The sequence below is a fragment of the Ruegeria sp. C5 genome (genome assembly GCF_056537605.1).
The window spans coordinates 764,542-779,617 of sequence record NZ_JBQFRX010000002.1 but is presented as its reverse complement, the minus strand read 5'-3'; the positions used below and the strand labels follow the sequence as shown (position 1 = coordinate 779,617).

The window sequence follows — 15,076 nt, the reverse complement described above, 5'->3', positions numbered from 1 at the left end:
CAATCATAGATGGATCGTTTGGGGTGTTTGATGTTTGCTTAGACCCAAATTGGTCTGACGGGTAGCCCTTATTTTATCGCTAACATTCTTTTGCAGGCAGGGTTGCAGATTTTGCAATACGCAGGAAACGGGTCGAGTCCAAAACAAGCGATTGCCATGATCATCTCAAATCAAGGAGAAACATCATGCACGGAATTTCAGCCCTACCAACACAGCAGGTTCAGGCATATCGCGCCGGTGCGCCGGATGGATATGGAAACCCACCAGAGCGTGCGATTTCCAATGGGGCGGGCAACCCATGCCGTCATTGTTTGAAATACATACCGGAAGGCAAAGAGATGCTGGTGTTGGCGCACCGACCCTTCCCGGAAACGCAGCCTTATGCAGAGACTGGACCGATCTTCCTTTGTGCCGACCCCTGCGCACGCTATGAAAGTGAGGATGTGCTGCCCGAGGCGTTGACCGACTCGCCCAACTACCTGATCAAAGGGTATGGTCCGGACGACCGAATTGTCTATGGAACCGGGATCATCACCCCACAGGCGCAGTTGCATGAGGCGGCTAAAAAAATCTTCTCCCGCGCTGATGTCGCTTACATCCACATCCGATCTGCTCTGAACAACTGTTATCACGCACGGATCGATCGTGTCTAAAGCTTGACGCGGTGCATCCCCCGATGTGGTTGGTTCGGGTCGTTGACAGTTGCGTCGTCGACCCGACTGGAGGTCAACGCAAGGAACACATCCTCAAGATCAGCTTCTTCAGTGCGGACGTCCTGGATGCGAATATCGGCCTGACGTACAGATTCCAGCACCTGCTCGGCTGTAGTTAGGTTGCTGTGGTATTGCAGCACAAGGTCGCCGTTCTCACGTTGCGCTGCAATCACGTTATCCGCTACAGGCAGAGTCTGTATGGGGCTATCCGGCACGATCACCATGGTTCGGCTGTCCATGCGGCCCAGCAGATTGGCCGTGCTGTCTTGTGCGATCTTTTCGCCGTGATTGATAATGGCGATCTCGTCACACATCTCTTGCGCTTCTTCCAGATAGTGCGTGGTCAGGATGATGGTCATGCCCTGTTCGTTCAGCTTGCGCACATTGGCCCAAAGCATCTGTCGCAGTTCGATATCCACACCCGCCGTGGGTTCGTCGAGCACCAGAATCTTGGGATGGTGCACCAGCGCCTTGGCCAGCAGCAGGCGCCGCCGCATTCCGCCCGAAAGCGTGCGCGCATAGGCCTCGGCCTTGTCGGCAAGGCCAACGAGGTCGAGGATCTCATCGCTTCGCCGATCAGACTTGGGAACACCGTACAGCCCGGCCTGAACTTCTAATGCGCCTCGAGGTGTAAAGAACGGATCAAGGTTCAATTCCTGAGGCATCACGCCGATGGCGGCGCGGGATTGGCGCGGGTTTTGATCCTGGTCGAAGCCCCAGATCGAGACGCTGCCAGACGTTTTGACCACCAGCCCCGCCAGAATGTTGATCAGGGTCGATTTGCCGGCTCCATTCGGGCCAAGCAGACCGAAAACGGACCCCTGCGGCACCGTCAGGTCGATCCCTTTCAAAGCCTGTTTCTCGGGCTGGCCCTTGCCGCCGCGATAGGTCTTGCGCAGTGATCTGATTGTGATTGCCGCATCGGACATGTGGCCCTTGCCCCCGGTTTGCTCATCGCCCATAAACGCACCTAATACATGCCCGCGAGGCCGACAACCAAAGAAGGATCGCCAGCCGTGACCATCGAAGCGCCGGAAACCAAGATTGTCGATAATACCCGTGTCGCCTGCGATGGTGGCGAGGGTGCGCTGGGCCATCCGCGCGTCTGGCTGCAGATTCCCGAAGAAAATGGTTGGGTCGAGTGCCCCTATTGCGATTGCAAATACGTGCTGCGCGGTGAGGACTCTGGTCAGGACGCGTAAGGGCGACCAGGACGGCAGGCGGTCGTAACTGGCGAGGATGGATAATGCTGTTCACAGCCAAAACGATTGACCTTTCCGACAGTCAGCCAATCGCGAACGGGACTGTGCGCAGTGTCTATGACTTTCCCGGTCATCCTGACTTACTGATCAAAGTTTTTACCCGGTCCCAAGATCGTGTCTCGCACAGGCTTGGCAAGCGACTGGCATGGAAACTGTTCCCCGAGGCGCAGTATCGCAGCACGCTAAAAGAGCTGGAATGCGAGCTGCGGGTATCGCTGAAACTCGGGACAGAAATTGAGCGTTCACCCCTGTCCAGGATGTTGGGCGTGGTTCAGACGACGCATGGGGCGGGGGTTGTGGTTGAGCGCATTTCTGGCCTTGATGGCGGGCTTGCACCAAAGCTGTATGAAGTCTGCCGTAGTGGATTGGACGCCCCGGTTTTAGATGCGCTGAATGCATTCGTCGGGCAGATGTTTGACCTTCACATCGTCGCGCGCGACGTCAAAAGTTCGAATATTGTCTACGGGACAAGGGGCGCTGGTCCGGCCTGCTTCCTGATCGATGGATATGGTGAGCGGAACCTCATCCCACTGCGCAGCCTGTCCCAACGTCTGAATGATCGCTCGCTGAACAAACAGTTCTCGTTGATCGCGCAAAAAGCAGGCTTGGCTTGGAATGCGGATAAGCGCACCTTTTCGAATAGCTAAGGCCAGACCACGGGCAAATTAGGTCGCAACGAATTGGCCAGGTGGCCTCGTCTTTCGTGCAGCCCTTCTGTACAACTTGGCGCAACCCAGCGCAGGAGCCTCATATGACCACCACCCAATTCGGAAAAGGCTGCCATCTGCATCTGATTGATGGATCAGCCTTTATCTTCCGCGCCTATCACGCTTTACCGCCGTTGACGCGGAAATCGGATGGGCTACCGATTGGGGCCGTGTCGGGCTTTTGCAACATGCTGCAGAAATATGTCGAAGGAAACGCCGGGCCGGATGCGCCGACCCATGTTGCGGTGATCTTCGACAAGGGCTCGCATACGTTCCGTAATGATCTCTATGATCTCTACAAGGCCAACCGTGAAGCGATGCCCGAGGATTTGCGCCCGCAAATGCCGCTGACTCGCGAAGCCACCAAGGCGTTCAACATCGCCTGCAAAGAACTTGAAGGCTATGAAGCCGACGACATCATCGCGACCCTCGCCGTTCAGGCGCGTGAGGCCGGTGGGCGGGTGACCATCGTCAGTTCTGACAAAGACCTGATGCAGCTTGTGGGTGGCGGTGTCGAGATGCTGGATGCGATGAAGAACAAGCGCATCGATCGCGACGGGGTGGTTGAGAAGTTCGGCGTTGGGCCCGAGCGGGTTGTCGATGTGCAGGCTTTGGCCGGGGATTCGGTGGATAACGTACCGGGCGCTCCGGGCATTGGTGTGAAGACGGCAGCGCTGTTGATCAATGAATATGGCGATCTGGAAACCCTGCTGGATCGCGCTGAAGAGATCAAACAGCCCAAGCGCCGCCAGACTCTGATCGAAAAGCGCGACCAGATCGAGCTTTCGAAGAAACTTGTGCAATTGGATGAAAACACACCGTTGGATTTCACTCTGGATGACCTTGAGGTGAAGGATCCCGATGCTGAGACTTTGATGAAGTTTCTGGCAGAGATGGAATTTCGGACGCTCACCAAACGCATTGCTGACAAGCTGGGCGTCGAGTCCCCTGTCATCCCCGATATATCCACGCCCGAGGCGGAGTCACAGGCCGAAGACGTCCCATTTGATGCAACGAAATACGAATGCGTGCGCGATGCTGCGGCTTTGCAGAAATGGATCGATCAGGCCTACGAGCGCGGCTGGGTTGCGGTGGATACCGAGACCACTGGCCTGAATGAGATGATCGCCGATTTGGTCGGGATTTCGCTATGTGTCGAGGCGGGTGAGGCTTGTTACATCCCGTTGACTCACCGTGAAAGCGCGACCGATGATCTGTTCGGATCGGATGCGCTGGCCGATGGACAGATGCCGCTGGATGAGGCTCTAAACTTTCTGAAACCGATGTTTGAGGATCCGTCGATCCTGAAGATCGGACAGAACATGAAATACGATGCCAAAATCTTTAAGCGATACGGCGTCGACGTTGCCCCCATCGACGACACGATGCTGATGTCCTACGCCATGCACGGCGGTGAGCATGGGCATGGCATGGATACGCTATCTGAACGCTATCTGAGCCATACGCCGATTCCCATCAAACCTCTGCTTGGCTCGGGCAAGTCTGCAATCACTTTCGACAAGGTGCCGATTGACAAGGCCACGGCCTACGCTGCCGAGGATGCGGACATCACCCTTCGCCTGTGGAAATTGTTCAAGCCGCAGTTGCATCAGGTGCAGGTGACGACGGTGTATGAAACACTTGAACGTCCATTGGTGCCGGTTCTCAAAGAAATGGAGATGCATGGCATCAAGGTCGATCGCGATGTTCTCAGCCGAATGTCAAATGCATTTGCGCAGAAGATGGCCGGGTTAGAGGCTGAAATCCACGAATTGGCGGGTGAGAACTTTAACGTCGGTTCGCCAGCGCAACTGGGTGAAATCCTGTTCGACAAAATGGGGCTTGAGGGTGGCAAGAAGGGCAAAACCGGTAAGTACTCGACCGGGGCGGACATTCTTGAGGACCTCGCGACCGAACATGAACTGCCGCGCCGGGTGCTGGACTGGCGGCAACTCTCCAAGCTGAAATCGACCTATACGGACGCGCTGCAGACCCATATCAATCCTGATACGGGCCGGGTGCATACGTCATATTCGATTACGGGGGCGAATACGGGCCGTTTGGCCTCGACCGATCCGAACCTGCAAAACATTCCGGTGCGGACTGAGGAAGGTCGGCGCATACGTGAGGCGTTCATTGCCGAGCCGGGCAATGTGCTGGTCAGCCTTGATTACAGCCAGATTGAGCTTCGGATTCTGGCCCATATCGCCGATATTCCGACCCTGAAACAGGCGTTTGCGGATGGTTTGGACATTCACGCAATGACGGCGTCCGAGATGTTTGATGTTCCGTTGGACGAGATGACGCCGGATATCCGTCGTCAGGCCAAGGCGATCAACTTTGGTGTGATCTACGGCATTTCGGGCTTTGGGCTGGCGCGCAATCTGCGCATTCCCCGGGCGGATGCGCAGGGTTTCATCGATCGCTATTTCGAACGTTTCCCCGGTATCCGCCGTTATATGGACGACACGATCGCGTTTGCCAAAGAGAATGGCTATGTCCAGACCCTGTTCGGCCGGAAAATCCATACACCTGAGATCAATGCCAAGGGGCCGCATGCGGGGTTCTCGCGTCGTGCTGCGATCAATGCTCCGATCCAAGGGACGGCAGCAGATGTGATCCGGCGCGCGATGGTGAGGATGCCGGATGCGATCAACGGCTTGCCCGCCAAGATGCTGTTGCAGGTGCATGACGAATTGCTGTTCGAAGTGGCCGAAGAGGCCGTGGATCAGACCATCTCGGTCGCGCGCGCGGTGATGGAAGGGGCGGCTGATCCGGCAGTGAAGCTGGATATCAAGCTGGTCGCGGATGCCGGACAAGGCGCGAACTGGGCCGAGGCCCATTAGGGGCGGCGCAGCTTATCAAGCCCTGCGGGCCCTCTTTGCAGCGGGTCAGGCTTCTGGCCTGACCAGGCGGGCGATCAGGCGTTTTACGCAAGGGCCCAGCGTCAGGATGACGGTAAAGGCGATAGGCCAGCAAAAGGCCCAAGAGGCCATCCAGTCTCCGAGTGTTGAAGGGCTGAAGCCGATAGCTTTTAGCGTGGCTATGCCGGTGACGACGCAGGACATCAGGCCGGACATGATCAAGGCGAACAGGGCATTGGCATAGCGGGCAGATATCATGCGGGGCATCCTTGGCGTGTCGATGCCCTCAATTGCGCCATTTCAGTCTGAAAATCCAGCGTTCATATAGGGTTTAATACTGTATCCAAGCCAGTGAGTCCTCAGTCCGCCGAGTTGAGGGGTTGTATTCGGCGCTGACCCAGCCGCTGTAATCCGAGTGGTCCATCGCAGCAAACAACGCGGCAAAGTCCATTGTACCCAGCCCGGGTTCCGAGCGATCCGGCGCAGCCCCGATCTGTGCATGGACAATACGGGGCTGAAAACGGTGCCAAATCGCCAGCGCATCGCCGTGGATCATCTGTGCATGAAAACTGTCATATTGTAGGCCGACATTTGCGCGGTCGACGCGGTCCAGCACTTCGGCGGCCAGATCATAATTGTTCAAGAAGTAACCAGGTTGCGATACGGGGTTGAGCGGTTCGATTGTAAACCGCTGTGCCGGCGCAAGATCTGCCGCCCATTGCAGGTTCTCGACAAAACAACGCAGGGCCTCGGGACCAGAAGCAAATCCGGACATAACGTGAATCATCTCTGGCCGCAACACATCCGCGTAGCGCAGAACGCGCCGGATATCGGACTTAAACCGGTCGGAGCTGCCGGGCATGGCGGCGTAACCCGGTTCACCGCCGGTATAATTCGGGGGCGGGGCGTTGATCAGCACCAGATCAAGCCCGCTGGACAGCAGCGCGCGGCGGGTCTCTTTGGCTGCGAGGTCGTAGGGGAAGAGAATTTCAACAGCCGTAAACCCGGCCTGCGCGGCGGCTTGAAACCGGTCGAGATAGGGCAGTTCTGCAAACAGCAGTGAAAGATTGGCGGCAAATCTGGGCATCGGGCATCCGGTGTCGAACTTTGCAGAGCCTAGCGATCACGACGGCCACGTGAAAGAGACTGAAAACGACAGATTGTCGAAAATCGGCCAGATAAAGGCTTTCGAATCAGGGACCATCAGGCTCAAGCGGTATCCCGTTGCGAGGGCCGCGCCAACAATAAGGTCTGATCACGATGGCCATGAGCCCTGAACCCGCGCGCGGGACCGCTATAGCTGTATCTGACGGTCGACAGACCGCGTTCACCGGAAATACGCTGGCGGTGGCTTCGATGCTGACGTGGGCGGCGGGGTTCCCGGCGGCTGAGATCCTATTGCAAAGCTGGCCACCTATCGCACTGTTCGCGGCACGGATGTCTCTTGCGGTGTTGGTCATGGTACCAATCTGGCTGATTCTGGACGGACCGGCTCAGGTATTGCGCGCCCGTTGGGGCCATGCCCTCCTGGTCGGCGGTTTGGGGCTAGGGTCGGGGATGTTCCTGATCCTTGTAGCGCAGAAGCTGACCGACCCAGTTACCGTTGCCATTATCGCCTCGTGTGCGCCTTTGATCGCTACGATCATGGAGCTTGTGGCGGGAACGCGGCGATTGCGCTGGAGTTTTGCGCTGGGATTGGTGATTTCAATCATTGGCGGCCTGATTGCCACCAGCGCGGTGGCACCGGCACAATTAGGACTGGGCGCGATGTGCGCAGTGGTGTCTACCGCGCTGTTCTGTTGGGCCAGCATGGCCACTGCGCGCGACTTCCCCGAGCTTAGCCAGTTGGGCCGTAGCACCATTACATTGGTCGGAGGATTGTCGACCGCAGCCATTCTGGTGCCGTTAGCCGGATTGCTGGGGCTAGAGGTCTTGCCTACACGCCCCGTAGATGTGGCGCAGATGGGTATGTTGGTGTTCTACGCACTGTTCTCACTGGGCCTGAGCCAATTTTTCTTCATAGCATCAGTGGGAAAACTAGGGGTCGCCCTGGCGTCATTCCACATCAATATCGCACCATTTTATGTGATGGTGATCATGATGGCGCTGGGCGAGGACTGGAACTGGACCCGCGCGCTGGGCGCGTCGCTGGTGGCGCTTGCAGTCGTGCTGGCGCAGGACCGCAAGCCGCGACCGGTTCAATCCTCTAGCACATCAGATGCGATCAGTGGGAAAAACTGGCCGTCCGACCAGACACCAAACCAACCGTCGTGATGTCTGGCGATCTCGACCAACCGGTAAAAGCTCTTGCGATCAATGCGCGCCTCAAGATTCGCGCGCATCAATATGTAGGGTGAGGGCTCATCAGTTTCCGTATTTAGGACAATGCGGATCGGGTGATCGGGCCCGGCGATGGCTGTATCGCCCACTTGCGTCGTAAAAGTCAGACGTTGGGCTTCGCCTTGTCCCTCATGCTCAAAATCAACGGCAACAAACGGCGCATCCTCGACGGTGATTCCCACCTTTTCAGCGGGAGTGACGAGAAAGTACCCACCCTCTTCTTTCTTAAGAATTGAGGAAAATAGCTTAACAAGCTCGACCCTGTTGATCGGTGACCCTAGATAACTCCAAGTGCCATCTTTGGCGATCCGAATGTCCAGATCGCCACAAAACGGAGGATTCCATAGGTGAACGGGCGGCAAACCCCGCGTTTTGGCCGCTTTGACCGAAGCCGCCAGACCGTCTGGTGAAGGGGTCACGGGTTTTTGTCCGCTCATTGCTTTTGCCATTTCCTCTCAGCGCGATACACTTCAATCATAACAGTCCACGGAAGGGAACCTCATGTCCGAACCTGCCGACCTCGTGTCCGAGATCGAAGCGCTGGAAAACAAGCTGCAAGAGGCCAAATCCTCGATCACCCGCCGCTTTATCGGGCAGGAGAAGGTCGTGGACCTGACCCTGACCGCGCTTTTGTGCGGCGGTCACGCGCTGCTGATCGGTCTGCCGGGGCTGGGCAAGACGCGGTTGGTCGAGACGCTTTCGACCGTGATGGGCCTGCATGGCAACCGCATCCAGTTCACGCCGGACCTGATGCCTGCTGATATTCTGGGCTCGGAAGTGCTGGATACTGCCGAAGATGGCAGCCGCCATTTCCGGTTCATCTCCGGCCCGATTTTCTGTGAGTTGCTGATGGCGGACGAGATCAACCGTGCCAGTCCCCGGACCCAATCGGCGCTGTTGCAGGCGATGCAAGAGCGTACGGTGACAGTCGCGGGCGAAGACCGCGAATTGGGCGTACCGTTCCATGTGCTGGCAACGCAGAACCCGATTGAGCAGGAAGGGACCTATCCATTGCCCGAAGCTCAACTGGACCGGTTTCTAGTGCAGGTCGACGTGGAATATCCGGATCGCCAGACCGAGCGTGATATTCTGCTGGCTACCACGGGTGTTGAGGAAGCCGAGGCGCATCAGATTTTCACCAAAGAAGAATTGCTGGCCGCACAGGTTCTGTTGCGCCGGATGCCTGTAGGAGAGTCGGTTGTCGAACTGATCCTCGATCTGGTCCGCGCCTTCCGCCCGGATGAGGCAGGTGTGTCAGAGCGGGTGAAGGAAACTGTTGCCTGGGGTCCCGGACCGCGCGCTGCGCAGGCTCTGATGATGACCGTGCGCGCAAATGCGATGCTGGAAGGCCGTTTGGCCCCCAATGCCGAGGATGTTCTGACCATGGCGCGTCCGGTTCTCAGCCACCGTATGGCGTTGAACTTCGCGGCGCGGGCACGTGGTGACAGCCTCTCTGACCTGATTGAGTCCACCGCTACTGGGCTGGTCCGAACTGAGGCCGCGGCGTGAGCGCCGCCCAGACCCTACGCGAACGCTCCGAGGCCGAAGCGTCCCGGTTGCCGCCGTTATTGGCGCGGGCCGAGCATCTGGCCGGAACCGTTTTATTGGGCGATCACGGGCGGAGACGCTCGGGTCTGGGGGATGATTTCTGGCAGTACCGCCCTGCGCAGATTGGCGACAGTCGCCGGTTGATCGACCATCGCCGTTCGGCCCGTGGTGATCAGCAGTTTGTACGTGAGCGCGAATGGCAGATTGCACAGTCGATCATGCTTTGGGTCGATCAGGGCGCGTCGATGCGGTTTGCTTCGGACAAGAACTTGCCGACCAAGGCCGATCGTGCGCGCCTGCTGGGGCTGTCGTCCGCTATCCTGCTTGTGCGTGGTGGCGAGCGCGTTGGTCTGACTGGCACGACGCTGCCCCCGCGCAGGGGGAATGCTCAGATCATTCGGCTGGCCCAAGCCTGGTCTGAAGATGCGCAAACCGATTACGCGCCACCCGAACACCGCGCCATGATCCCGCATGCGCGTGCGGTGTTTATCTCGGATTTTCTTGGGCCGCTGGACGAGGTCGAGCTGGCCCTTACCAAAGCCGCTGACCGGGGCGTGCGCGGCGTGTTGCTGCAGGTTCTGGACCCCAGCGAGGAGTCCTTTCCCTATTCGGGACGTACCATTTTTGAAAGTGTTGGTGGCACCGCTCGACATGAAACCTTGAAGGCCGCTGATTTGCGCGATCGTTATCTGGATCGCTTAGCGGCGCGCAAGGATGCGCTGACCCACCTGTGCCGCGCGACTGGCTGGCAGATGGGGCTCCATCACACCGATGACAGCGCTCAATCGGCTCTGTTGTGGCTTTATCGCGCCTTAGATGGGGGTGCGCAATGACGGTTCTTGCAGGAATCGGATTTACCGCGCCTTGGGTGCTGCTGGGTCTTCTGACCCTTCCGATTTTGTGGTTGATTCTGCGTGCCGTCCCACCTGCACCGATCCGACGTCTTTTCCCGGCGGTCACCTTGCTGCTGGGATTGAAGGATGATGAAAGCGTTTCGGACCGTACACCATGGTGGTTGCTGCTACTGCGGATGCTGGCAGCCGCAGCGATCATCATCGGGCTGGCAGGGCCGGTGCTGAACCCCTCACGCGATGAGACCGGATCCGGGCCGCTTCTGCTGGTGCTGGATGCAAGCTGGGGGGGCGCGACACGTTGGTCCTCGACACTTGATCAGATTGATGCGCAATTGACGGAAGCCGGGCGGGCGGGTCGTCCTGTGTCGATCTTGCGTCTGACTGAGCCTGAGGCACCTGTGTTTCAGGCCGCCGAGGCGTGGCGTGGTCGTCTGCCGGGCCTTACACCGATGCCGTGGCAGCCAACCGAAGCGCAGATTGACCAAACTCTGATCGCGTTGGGACAGGTCGAAGGTGGCTTCGACACCCATTGGTTCAGCGACCGTCTGTCCTATGTCGGCCATGATCGTTTGACTTCTGCCCTGCAGGCGCGTGGGGACGTGATTGTCTACCAATCCTCTGCACCCGTTACCGCGATCTTGCCCGCCACCTATCAGGACGGCGCAATCCGACTCAGCGTACAGCGCGCTAATCCAGGACCAGAGGAAAGAGTCACCGTTCTGGCGCAAGGGCGCGACCCGGCAGGAGCAATGCGGGTGCTGCAATCGACCAATCTTGAGTTCGAAAACGGCTCTACGCAGGCGGAAATTGATCTTGCGCTTCCATCGGAACTGCGCGCACGCATTACACGGTTCGAGATTCAAGGCCAGCGCTCTGCCGGTGCCATTACACTGACAGATGACAGCCTGCGTCGGCGCGAAGTGGCATTGATCGCAGGTACCCTGAACCGCGAAGGGTTAGAGTTACTGTCGCCGCTTCACTACCTGACACAGGTGCTGATTCCGACCGCTGATTTTGTCGAAGGCGGCCTGGCCGAGGTTCTCCCCGCGAACCCGGATGTGATCGTATTGGCGGATGTGGCCAAGCTGTCCGAGTCGGAACAGGCTGAAGTCGTCGAATGGGTTGAACAGGGCGGCCTACTGCTGCGCTTTGCCGGCCCACGCATGGCCGCCAGCGATCTGGGGCGCGATACTGAGGATGCACTGTTGCCGGTTCGACTTCGTAGCGGTGGCCGCTCGGTCGGCGGCGCCATGAGCTGGGGTGAAGCGAAGGGGCTTGCTCCGTTCACTGAAAACTCGCCGTTCTATGGGTTGGAGATTCCTGCGGACGTCTCTGTGAGCACTCAGGTCATGGCACAACCAGATCCTAATTTGGCGGATCGGGTCATTGCGTCACTGTCGGATGGCACACCATTGGTGACCCGAAAACCGCTGGGGCTGGGGCAGGTGGTTCTGTTCCATGTCACGGCTGATGCGGAATGGTCCAGCCTGCCGCTGTCCGGGCTGTTTGTCGAAATGCTCGACCGGCTTGCCGTTGCCTCTGCTGCCAAATCGCGTCAAGAGGCTCAGATGCAGGGCACCGTATGGGAGCCGATTCAAATAATGGATGGCTTCGGTGTTTTGACTGACGCAGGAACGCTGCCCGGTGTCGATGGAGTCGAACTGGTTTCTGGGCAAATCGGGCCGGACCTGCGCCCGGGGCTTTATGAAAACGGCAAGCAGAAACTGGCGCGGAATGTTCTTGCCGAGGATGCTGTACTATCCCCGGTGGTCTGGCCGTCTGACGTCCCAATCCGGGGTCAGGAGATCAGCAATGAGACTCCGTTGGAAGGGCTGTTGCTTGGCCTTGCACTGTTGTTGCTGACAATCGATGTGATTGCGTCTTTGGCGTTGTCGGGGCGCTTGGCCAAGGCAACCCCTGTTGCATTTGCGCTTACTGCCGTGTTCCTTGCCCCCGAGGCGCGGGCGCAGACCCCTGAAGACACCGATTTTGCATTGAACGCGACGCATGAGCTTGTGTTGGCCCATGTACTTACCGGGAATGCTCAGGTCGACGATATCGCGCTGGCCGGGCTGCGTGGGTTGGTGCAGACGCTGCATTTTCGCACTTCGGTCGAACCCGCCGACCCGATTGGCATCGACCTCGAACGTGATGAGCTTGCATTCTTTCCGCTGCTCTATTGGCCTGTCACTCCGGACCAGCCGCAGCCCTCGGTTGAAGCTTATGCAAAGCTGAACGCCTATCTGCGGTCGGGTGGGATGATCCTGTTTGACACGCGCGATGCCGATATCGCCGGTTTCGGGGCCTCCAGTCCCAATGGGCGCAAGCTACAACAGCTGGCGGCACCGCTGAATATCCCCTCGTTAGAGCCTGTTCCGCGTGACCACGTGCTGACTCGCGCCTTCTACCTGTTGCAGGATTTTCCCGGACGATATTCTGGCACCGAGGTCTGGGTCGAAGCCGCGCCACCCGATGCCGAGCAGATCGAAGGAATGCCCTTCCGAAACCTCAACGATAACGTGACCCCGGTGGTGATCGGCGGTAATGACTGGGCCGGGGCCTGGGCGGTGGATCGCAACGGTCAGTCCCTGTTGCCCGTGGGTCGCGGTTATGCCGGAGAACGACAGCGCGAGTTGGCCAATCGGTTTGGGGTTAATCTGGTAATGCATGTGCTGACCGGGAATTACAAATCCGATCAGGTTCACGTGCCCGCGCTTTTGGACAGGTTGGGACAATGACCGGAACCGTCATCTTTGACCCGCTAATCCCGTGGCCGTTTCTGGCAGCCGTGGCATTGATTGCCATGTCAGGTGTGGTTCTGGCGCTTTGGCGCGGTCTGTCGGGCTGGGCCCTGCGCGGCTTGGCGGCCTTGGTCATCCTCGGGGCGCTTAGCGGTCCTGTCTATCAGGTCGAAGATCGCGCGCCGCTTACCGACATCGTGTTGATGATCGAAGATGAAAGCGCCAGTCAAACCCTATCGGATCGTGCCGAACAGACTGCTCAGGCTGCCAACGACCTCGCGACCGAGATCGAAGCCCGAGACAATACCGAGCTGCGCCGCATCCAGGTTGGTGACGGCGATGGTGACGAGGGCACGCAGGTCATGGCTGCGCTGAACGCGGCACTGGCCGAAGAACCCCGTGCGCGGATTGCGGGCATTATCGTGGTGTCAGACGGCATCGTTCATGATGCAGACCTGGCACCCGACCTGCCTGCTCCAATGCATCTGTTGCAGACCGGGCGCGAAGGCGATTGGGATCGGCGCCTGATCGTGCGTAACGCCCCAGCCTTCGCCATTATCGGTGAGCCCGTGACCCTGACCCTGCGCGTCGAAGATACTGGCGCTGCGCCTGCTGGAGTTACTAACGCTCCGCTTGAGATTTCCGTCGACGGAGGTGAACCCGAGCAGTTCACCATTCCAATCGGTCTGGACGTCGAGCTCCCGATCACGCTGCCGCATGGTGGTCGGAACGTCATCCAGTTCACGGTCCCGCAGGCCGAGGGCGAACTGACCGACCGCAACAACACGGCTCTGATCCAGATGAACGGTGTGCGGGATCGCCTGCGTGTTCTGCTGGTATCGGGCGAGCCGCATCCGGGCGGGCGTACTTGGCGCAACCTGCTGAAATCTGACAGCTCGGTTGATTTGGTCCATTTCACCATCCTCCGGCCGCCGGAAAAACAGGATGGCGTACCGGTGGATGAGCTCTCACTGATTGCCTTCCCAACGCGAGAGTTGTTTCTAGAGAAGATCAATGATTTCGACCTGATCATCTTTGACCGCTACAAACGGCGCGGCATCCTTCCTGCGATCTATCTGGATAATGTTGGCGACTATATCGTCAATGGTGGCGCGGTGCTGGTCGCTGCTGGCCCTGATTTTGCCACGGCTGACAGCCTGTACCGATCCCCGCTTGGGCCGGTCCTGCCCGCAAAACCCAGTGCGCGGGTTTACGAGGAACGGTACGTGCCCATGGTCACCGATCTGGGCCAGCGTCATCCGGTTACCGCTGATCTGGGCGATGCTGAGACTTGGGGCGCTTGGCTGCGCCAGATCGATGTCAGCCAGCTGTCCGGCAATATGCTCATGACCGGCGTGGATGATCGTCCGTTGCTGCTGTTGGATCGCGTGGGTGAAGGCCGTGTGGCGCTGATGGCATCAGACCACGCCTGGCTATGGAGCCGCGGCTTTGAGGGCGGTGGCCCGCAGCTGGAACTACTCCGCAGGCTGGCGCATTGGATGATGAAAGAACCCGAGCTTGAGGAAGAGGCGCTGTGGGCCGAAGCGAACGGCCAGTCCATGCGCATTATCCGTCAAACGCTGGAGGATGAGGTTGGCCCAGTCACCGTCACCCCCCCCAATGGCGACACCTTGGAGATTACGCTAAACGAAGTCTCGCCCGGTCGGTTCGAGGCGCAGTACTTCGGCCCTGAAATTGGCCTGTACCGTCTGGAAGAGGGTGCGCATTCTGCCGTGATCGGTCTTGGCCCTGCTGCACCAAAGGAATTCGAGCGCACGATCGCGACCGATGAGATTCTAAGCCCCGTTCTGGCCAGCCTGCGCGGAGGAACGATCCGGTTGGAAGAGGGTCTGCCCTCAATCCGGAATGTCCGTGCGGGCCGACCGGCAGCAGGTCGGGGCTGGATTGGTCTGACCCCGCGCGACGCCTATGAAACCCGCGATGTTACACAGGCCGGGTTGCTTCCACCCTGGCTGGTGCTGTTGCTGGCCGGCGGGTTCCTCTTGGTCGGTTGGTTGCGTGAGGGACGTCGCTAACGCTGCTTAAG

Annotated in this window: 13 protein-coding genes; 9 read left to right on the top strand and 4 right to left on the bottom strand. The window is 58.7% G+C overall.

Annotated features, from left to right (window positions below):
* Positions 1-185 precede the first annotated feature (185 nt).
* The gene (locus ACR0AW_RS11505) at positions 186-653 is read left to right on the top strand and encodes a DUF1203 domain-containing protein (RefSeq protein ID WP_170566845.1); all 468 of its coding nucleotides are present in this window, start codon (positions 186-188) and stop codon (positions 651-653) included.
* Here ACR0AW_RS11505 and ACR0AW_RS11500 read toward each other — a convergent pair.
* Complete coding sequence (locus tag ACR0AW_RS11500) at positions 650-1,642, bottom strand: ABC transporter ATP-binding protein (protein WP_170395098.1); 993 nt, start codon at positions 1,640-1,642, stop codon at positions 650-652. The genes ACR0AW_RS11505 and ACR0AW_RS11500 overlap by 4 nt on opposite strands.
* A gap of 87 nt (positions 1,643-1,729) precedes the next feature.
* Here ACR0AW_RS11500 and ACR0AW_RS11495 point away from each other — a divergent pair, with 87 nt between their 5' ends.
* The 3 genes from ACR0AW_RS11495 to polA all read left to right on the top strand — a co-directional run bounded on the left by ACR0AW_RS11495 (position 1,730) and on the right by polA (position 5,528).
* Positions 1,730-1,915, top strand: a complete 186-nt coding sequence (locus ACR0AW_RS11495) for a zinc-finger domain-containing protein (RefSeq protein WP_170648930.1) — start codon at positions 1,730-1,732, stop codon at positions 1,913-1,915.
* A 44-nt stretch (positions 1,916-1,959) separates the two neighbouring features.
* A complete protein-coding gene (locus ACR0AW_RS11490; RefSeq protein WP_170408578.1) occupies positions 1,960-2,622 on the top strand; it encodes a YrbL family protein in 663 nt (220 codons plus the stop codon).
* Positions 2,623-2,726: 104 nt separating this feature from the next.
* Positions 2,727-5,528: a DNA polymerase I gene (gene polA, locus ACR0AW_RS11485; RefSeq protein ID WP_170515226.1), complete on the top strand. Its 2,802-nt coding sequence runs from the start codon at positions 2,727-2,729 to the stop codon at positions 5,526-5,528.
* Between the two features lie 45 nt (positions 5,529-5,573).
* Here polA and ACR0AW_RS11480 read toward each other — a convergent pair whose 3' ends face one another.
* Both ACR0AW_RS11480 and ACR0AW_RS11475 read right to left on the bottom strand, forming a co-directional pair.
* Positions 5,574-5,804 carry a DUF2798 domain-containing protein gene (locus ACR0AW_RS11480; protein ID WP_480439076.1) on the bottom strand — a complete coding sequence of 77 codons (231 nt, stop codon included), beginning with the start codon at positions 5,802-5,804 and terminating at the stop codon, positions 5,574-5,576.
* Between the two features lie 73 nt (positions 5,805-5,877).
* The gene (locus tag ACR0AW_RS11475; RefSeq protein WP_170733954.1) at positions 5,878-6,633 is read right to left on the bottom strand and encodes a TIM barrel protein; all 756 of its coding nucleotides are present in this window, start codon (positions 6,631-6,633) and stop codon (positions 5,878-5,880) included.
* Positions 6,634-6,812: 179 nt separating this feature from the next.
* Here ACR0AW_RS11475 and ACR0AW_RS11470 point away from each other — a divergent pair, with 179 nt between their 5' ends.
* Complete coding sequence (locus ACR0AW_RS11470; RefSeq protein ID WP_480439074.1) at positions 6,813-7,820, top strand: DMT family transporter; 1,008 nt, start codon at positions 6,813-6,815, stop codon at positions 7,818-7,820.
* Here ACR0AW_RS11470 and ACR0AW_RS11465 read toward each other — a convergent pair.
* Positions 7,745-8,323 carry a DUF1285 domain-containing protein gene (locus tag ACR0AW_RS11465; protein WP_480439072.1) on the bottom strand — a complete coding sequence of 193 codons (579 nt, stop codon included), beginning with the start codon at positions 8,321-8,323 and terminating at the stop codon, positions 7,745-7,747. The two genes, ACR0AW_RS11470 and ACR0AW_RS11465, sit on opposite strands and share 76 nt — an antisense overlap.
* A gap of 64 nt (positions 8,324-8,387) precedes the next feature.
* On the opposite strand from ACR0AW_RS11465, the gene ACR0AW_RS11460 reads away from it, so the two are divergent.
* Genes ACR0AW_RS11460 through ACR0AW_RS11445 form a run of 4 tightly spaced genes read left to right on the top strand, consistent with a single transcriptional unit; the run spans position 8,388 to position 15,065 of the window.
* Positions 8,388-9,395 (top strand): AAA family ATPase, encoded by a 1,008-nt coding sequence (locus ACR0AW_RS11460; protein WP_170394959.1) that lies wholly within the window; start codon positions 8,388-8,390, stop codon positions 9,393-9,395.
* The gene (locus ACR0AW_RS11455; protein WP_170733952.1) at positions 9,392-10,267 is read left to right on the top strand and encodes a DUF58 domain-containing protein; all 876 of its coding nucleotides are present in this window, start codon (positions 9,392-9,394) and stop codon (positions 10,265-10,267) included. The genes ACR0AW_RS11460 and ACR0AW_RS11455 overlap by 4 nt, the downstream gene beginning before the upstream one ends.
* Positions 10,264-13,026 carry a DUF4159 domain-containing protein gene (locus tag ACR0AW_RS11450; RefSeq protein ID WP_170733951.1) on the top strand — a complete coding sequence of 921 codons (2,763 nt, stop codon included), beginning with the start codon at positions 10,264-10,266 and terminating at the stop codon, positions 13,024-13,026. Before ACR0AW_RS11455 ends, ACR0AW_RS11450 begins: the two co-directional genes overlap by 4 nt.
* Positions 13,023-15,065, top strand: coding sequence for a hypothetical protein (locus ACR0AW_RS11445; protein WP_170733950.1), 2,043 nt, complete (start codon positions 13,023-13,025; stop codon positions 15,063-15,065). The genes ACR0AW_RS11450 and ACR0AW_RS11445 overlap by 4 nt, the downstream gene beginning before the upstream one ends.
* Positions 15,066-15,076: the final 11 nt, after the last annotated feature.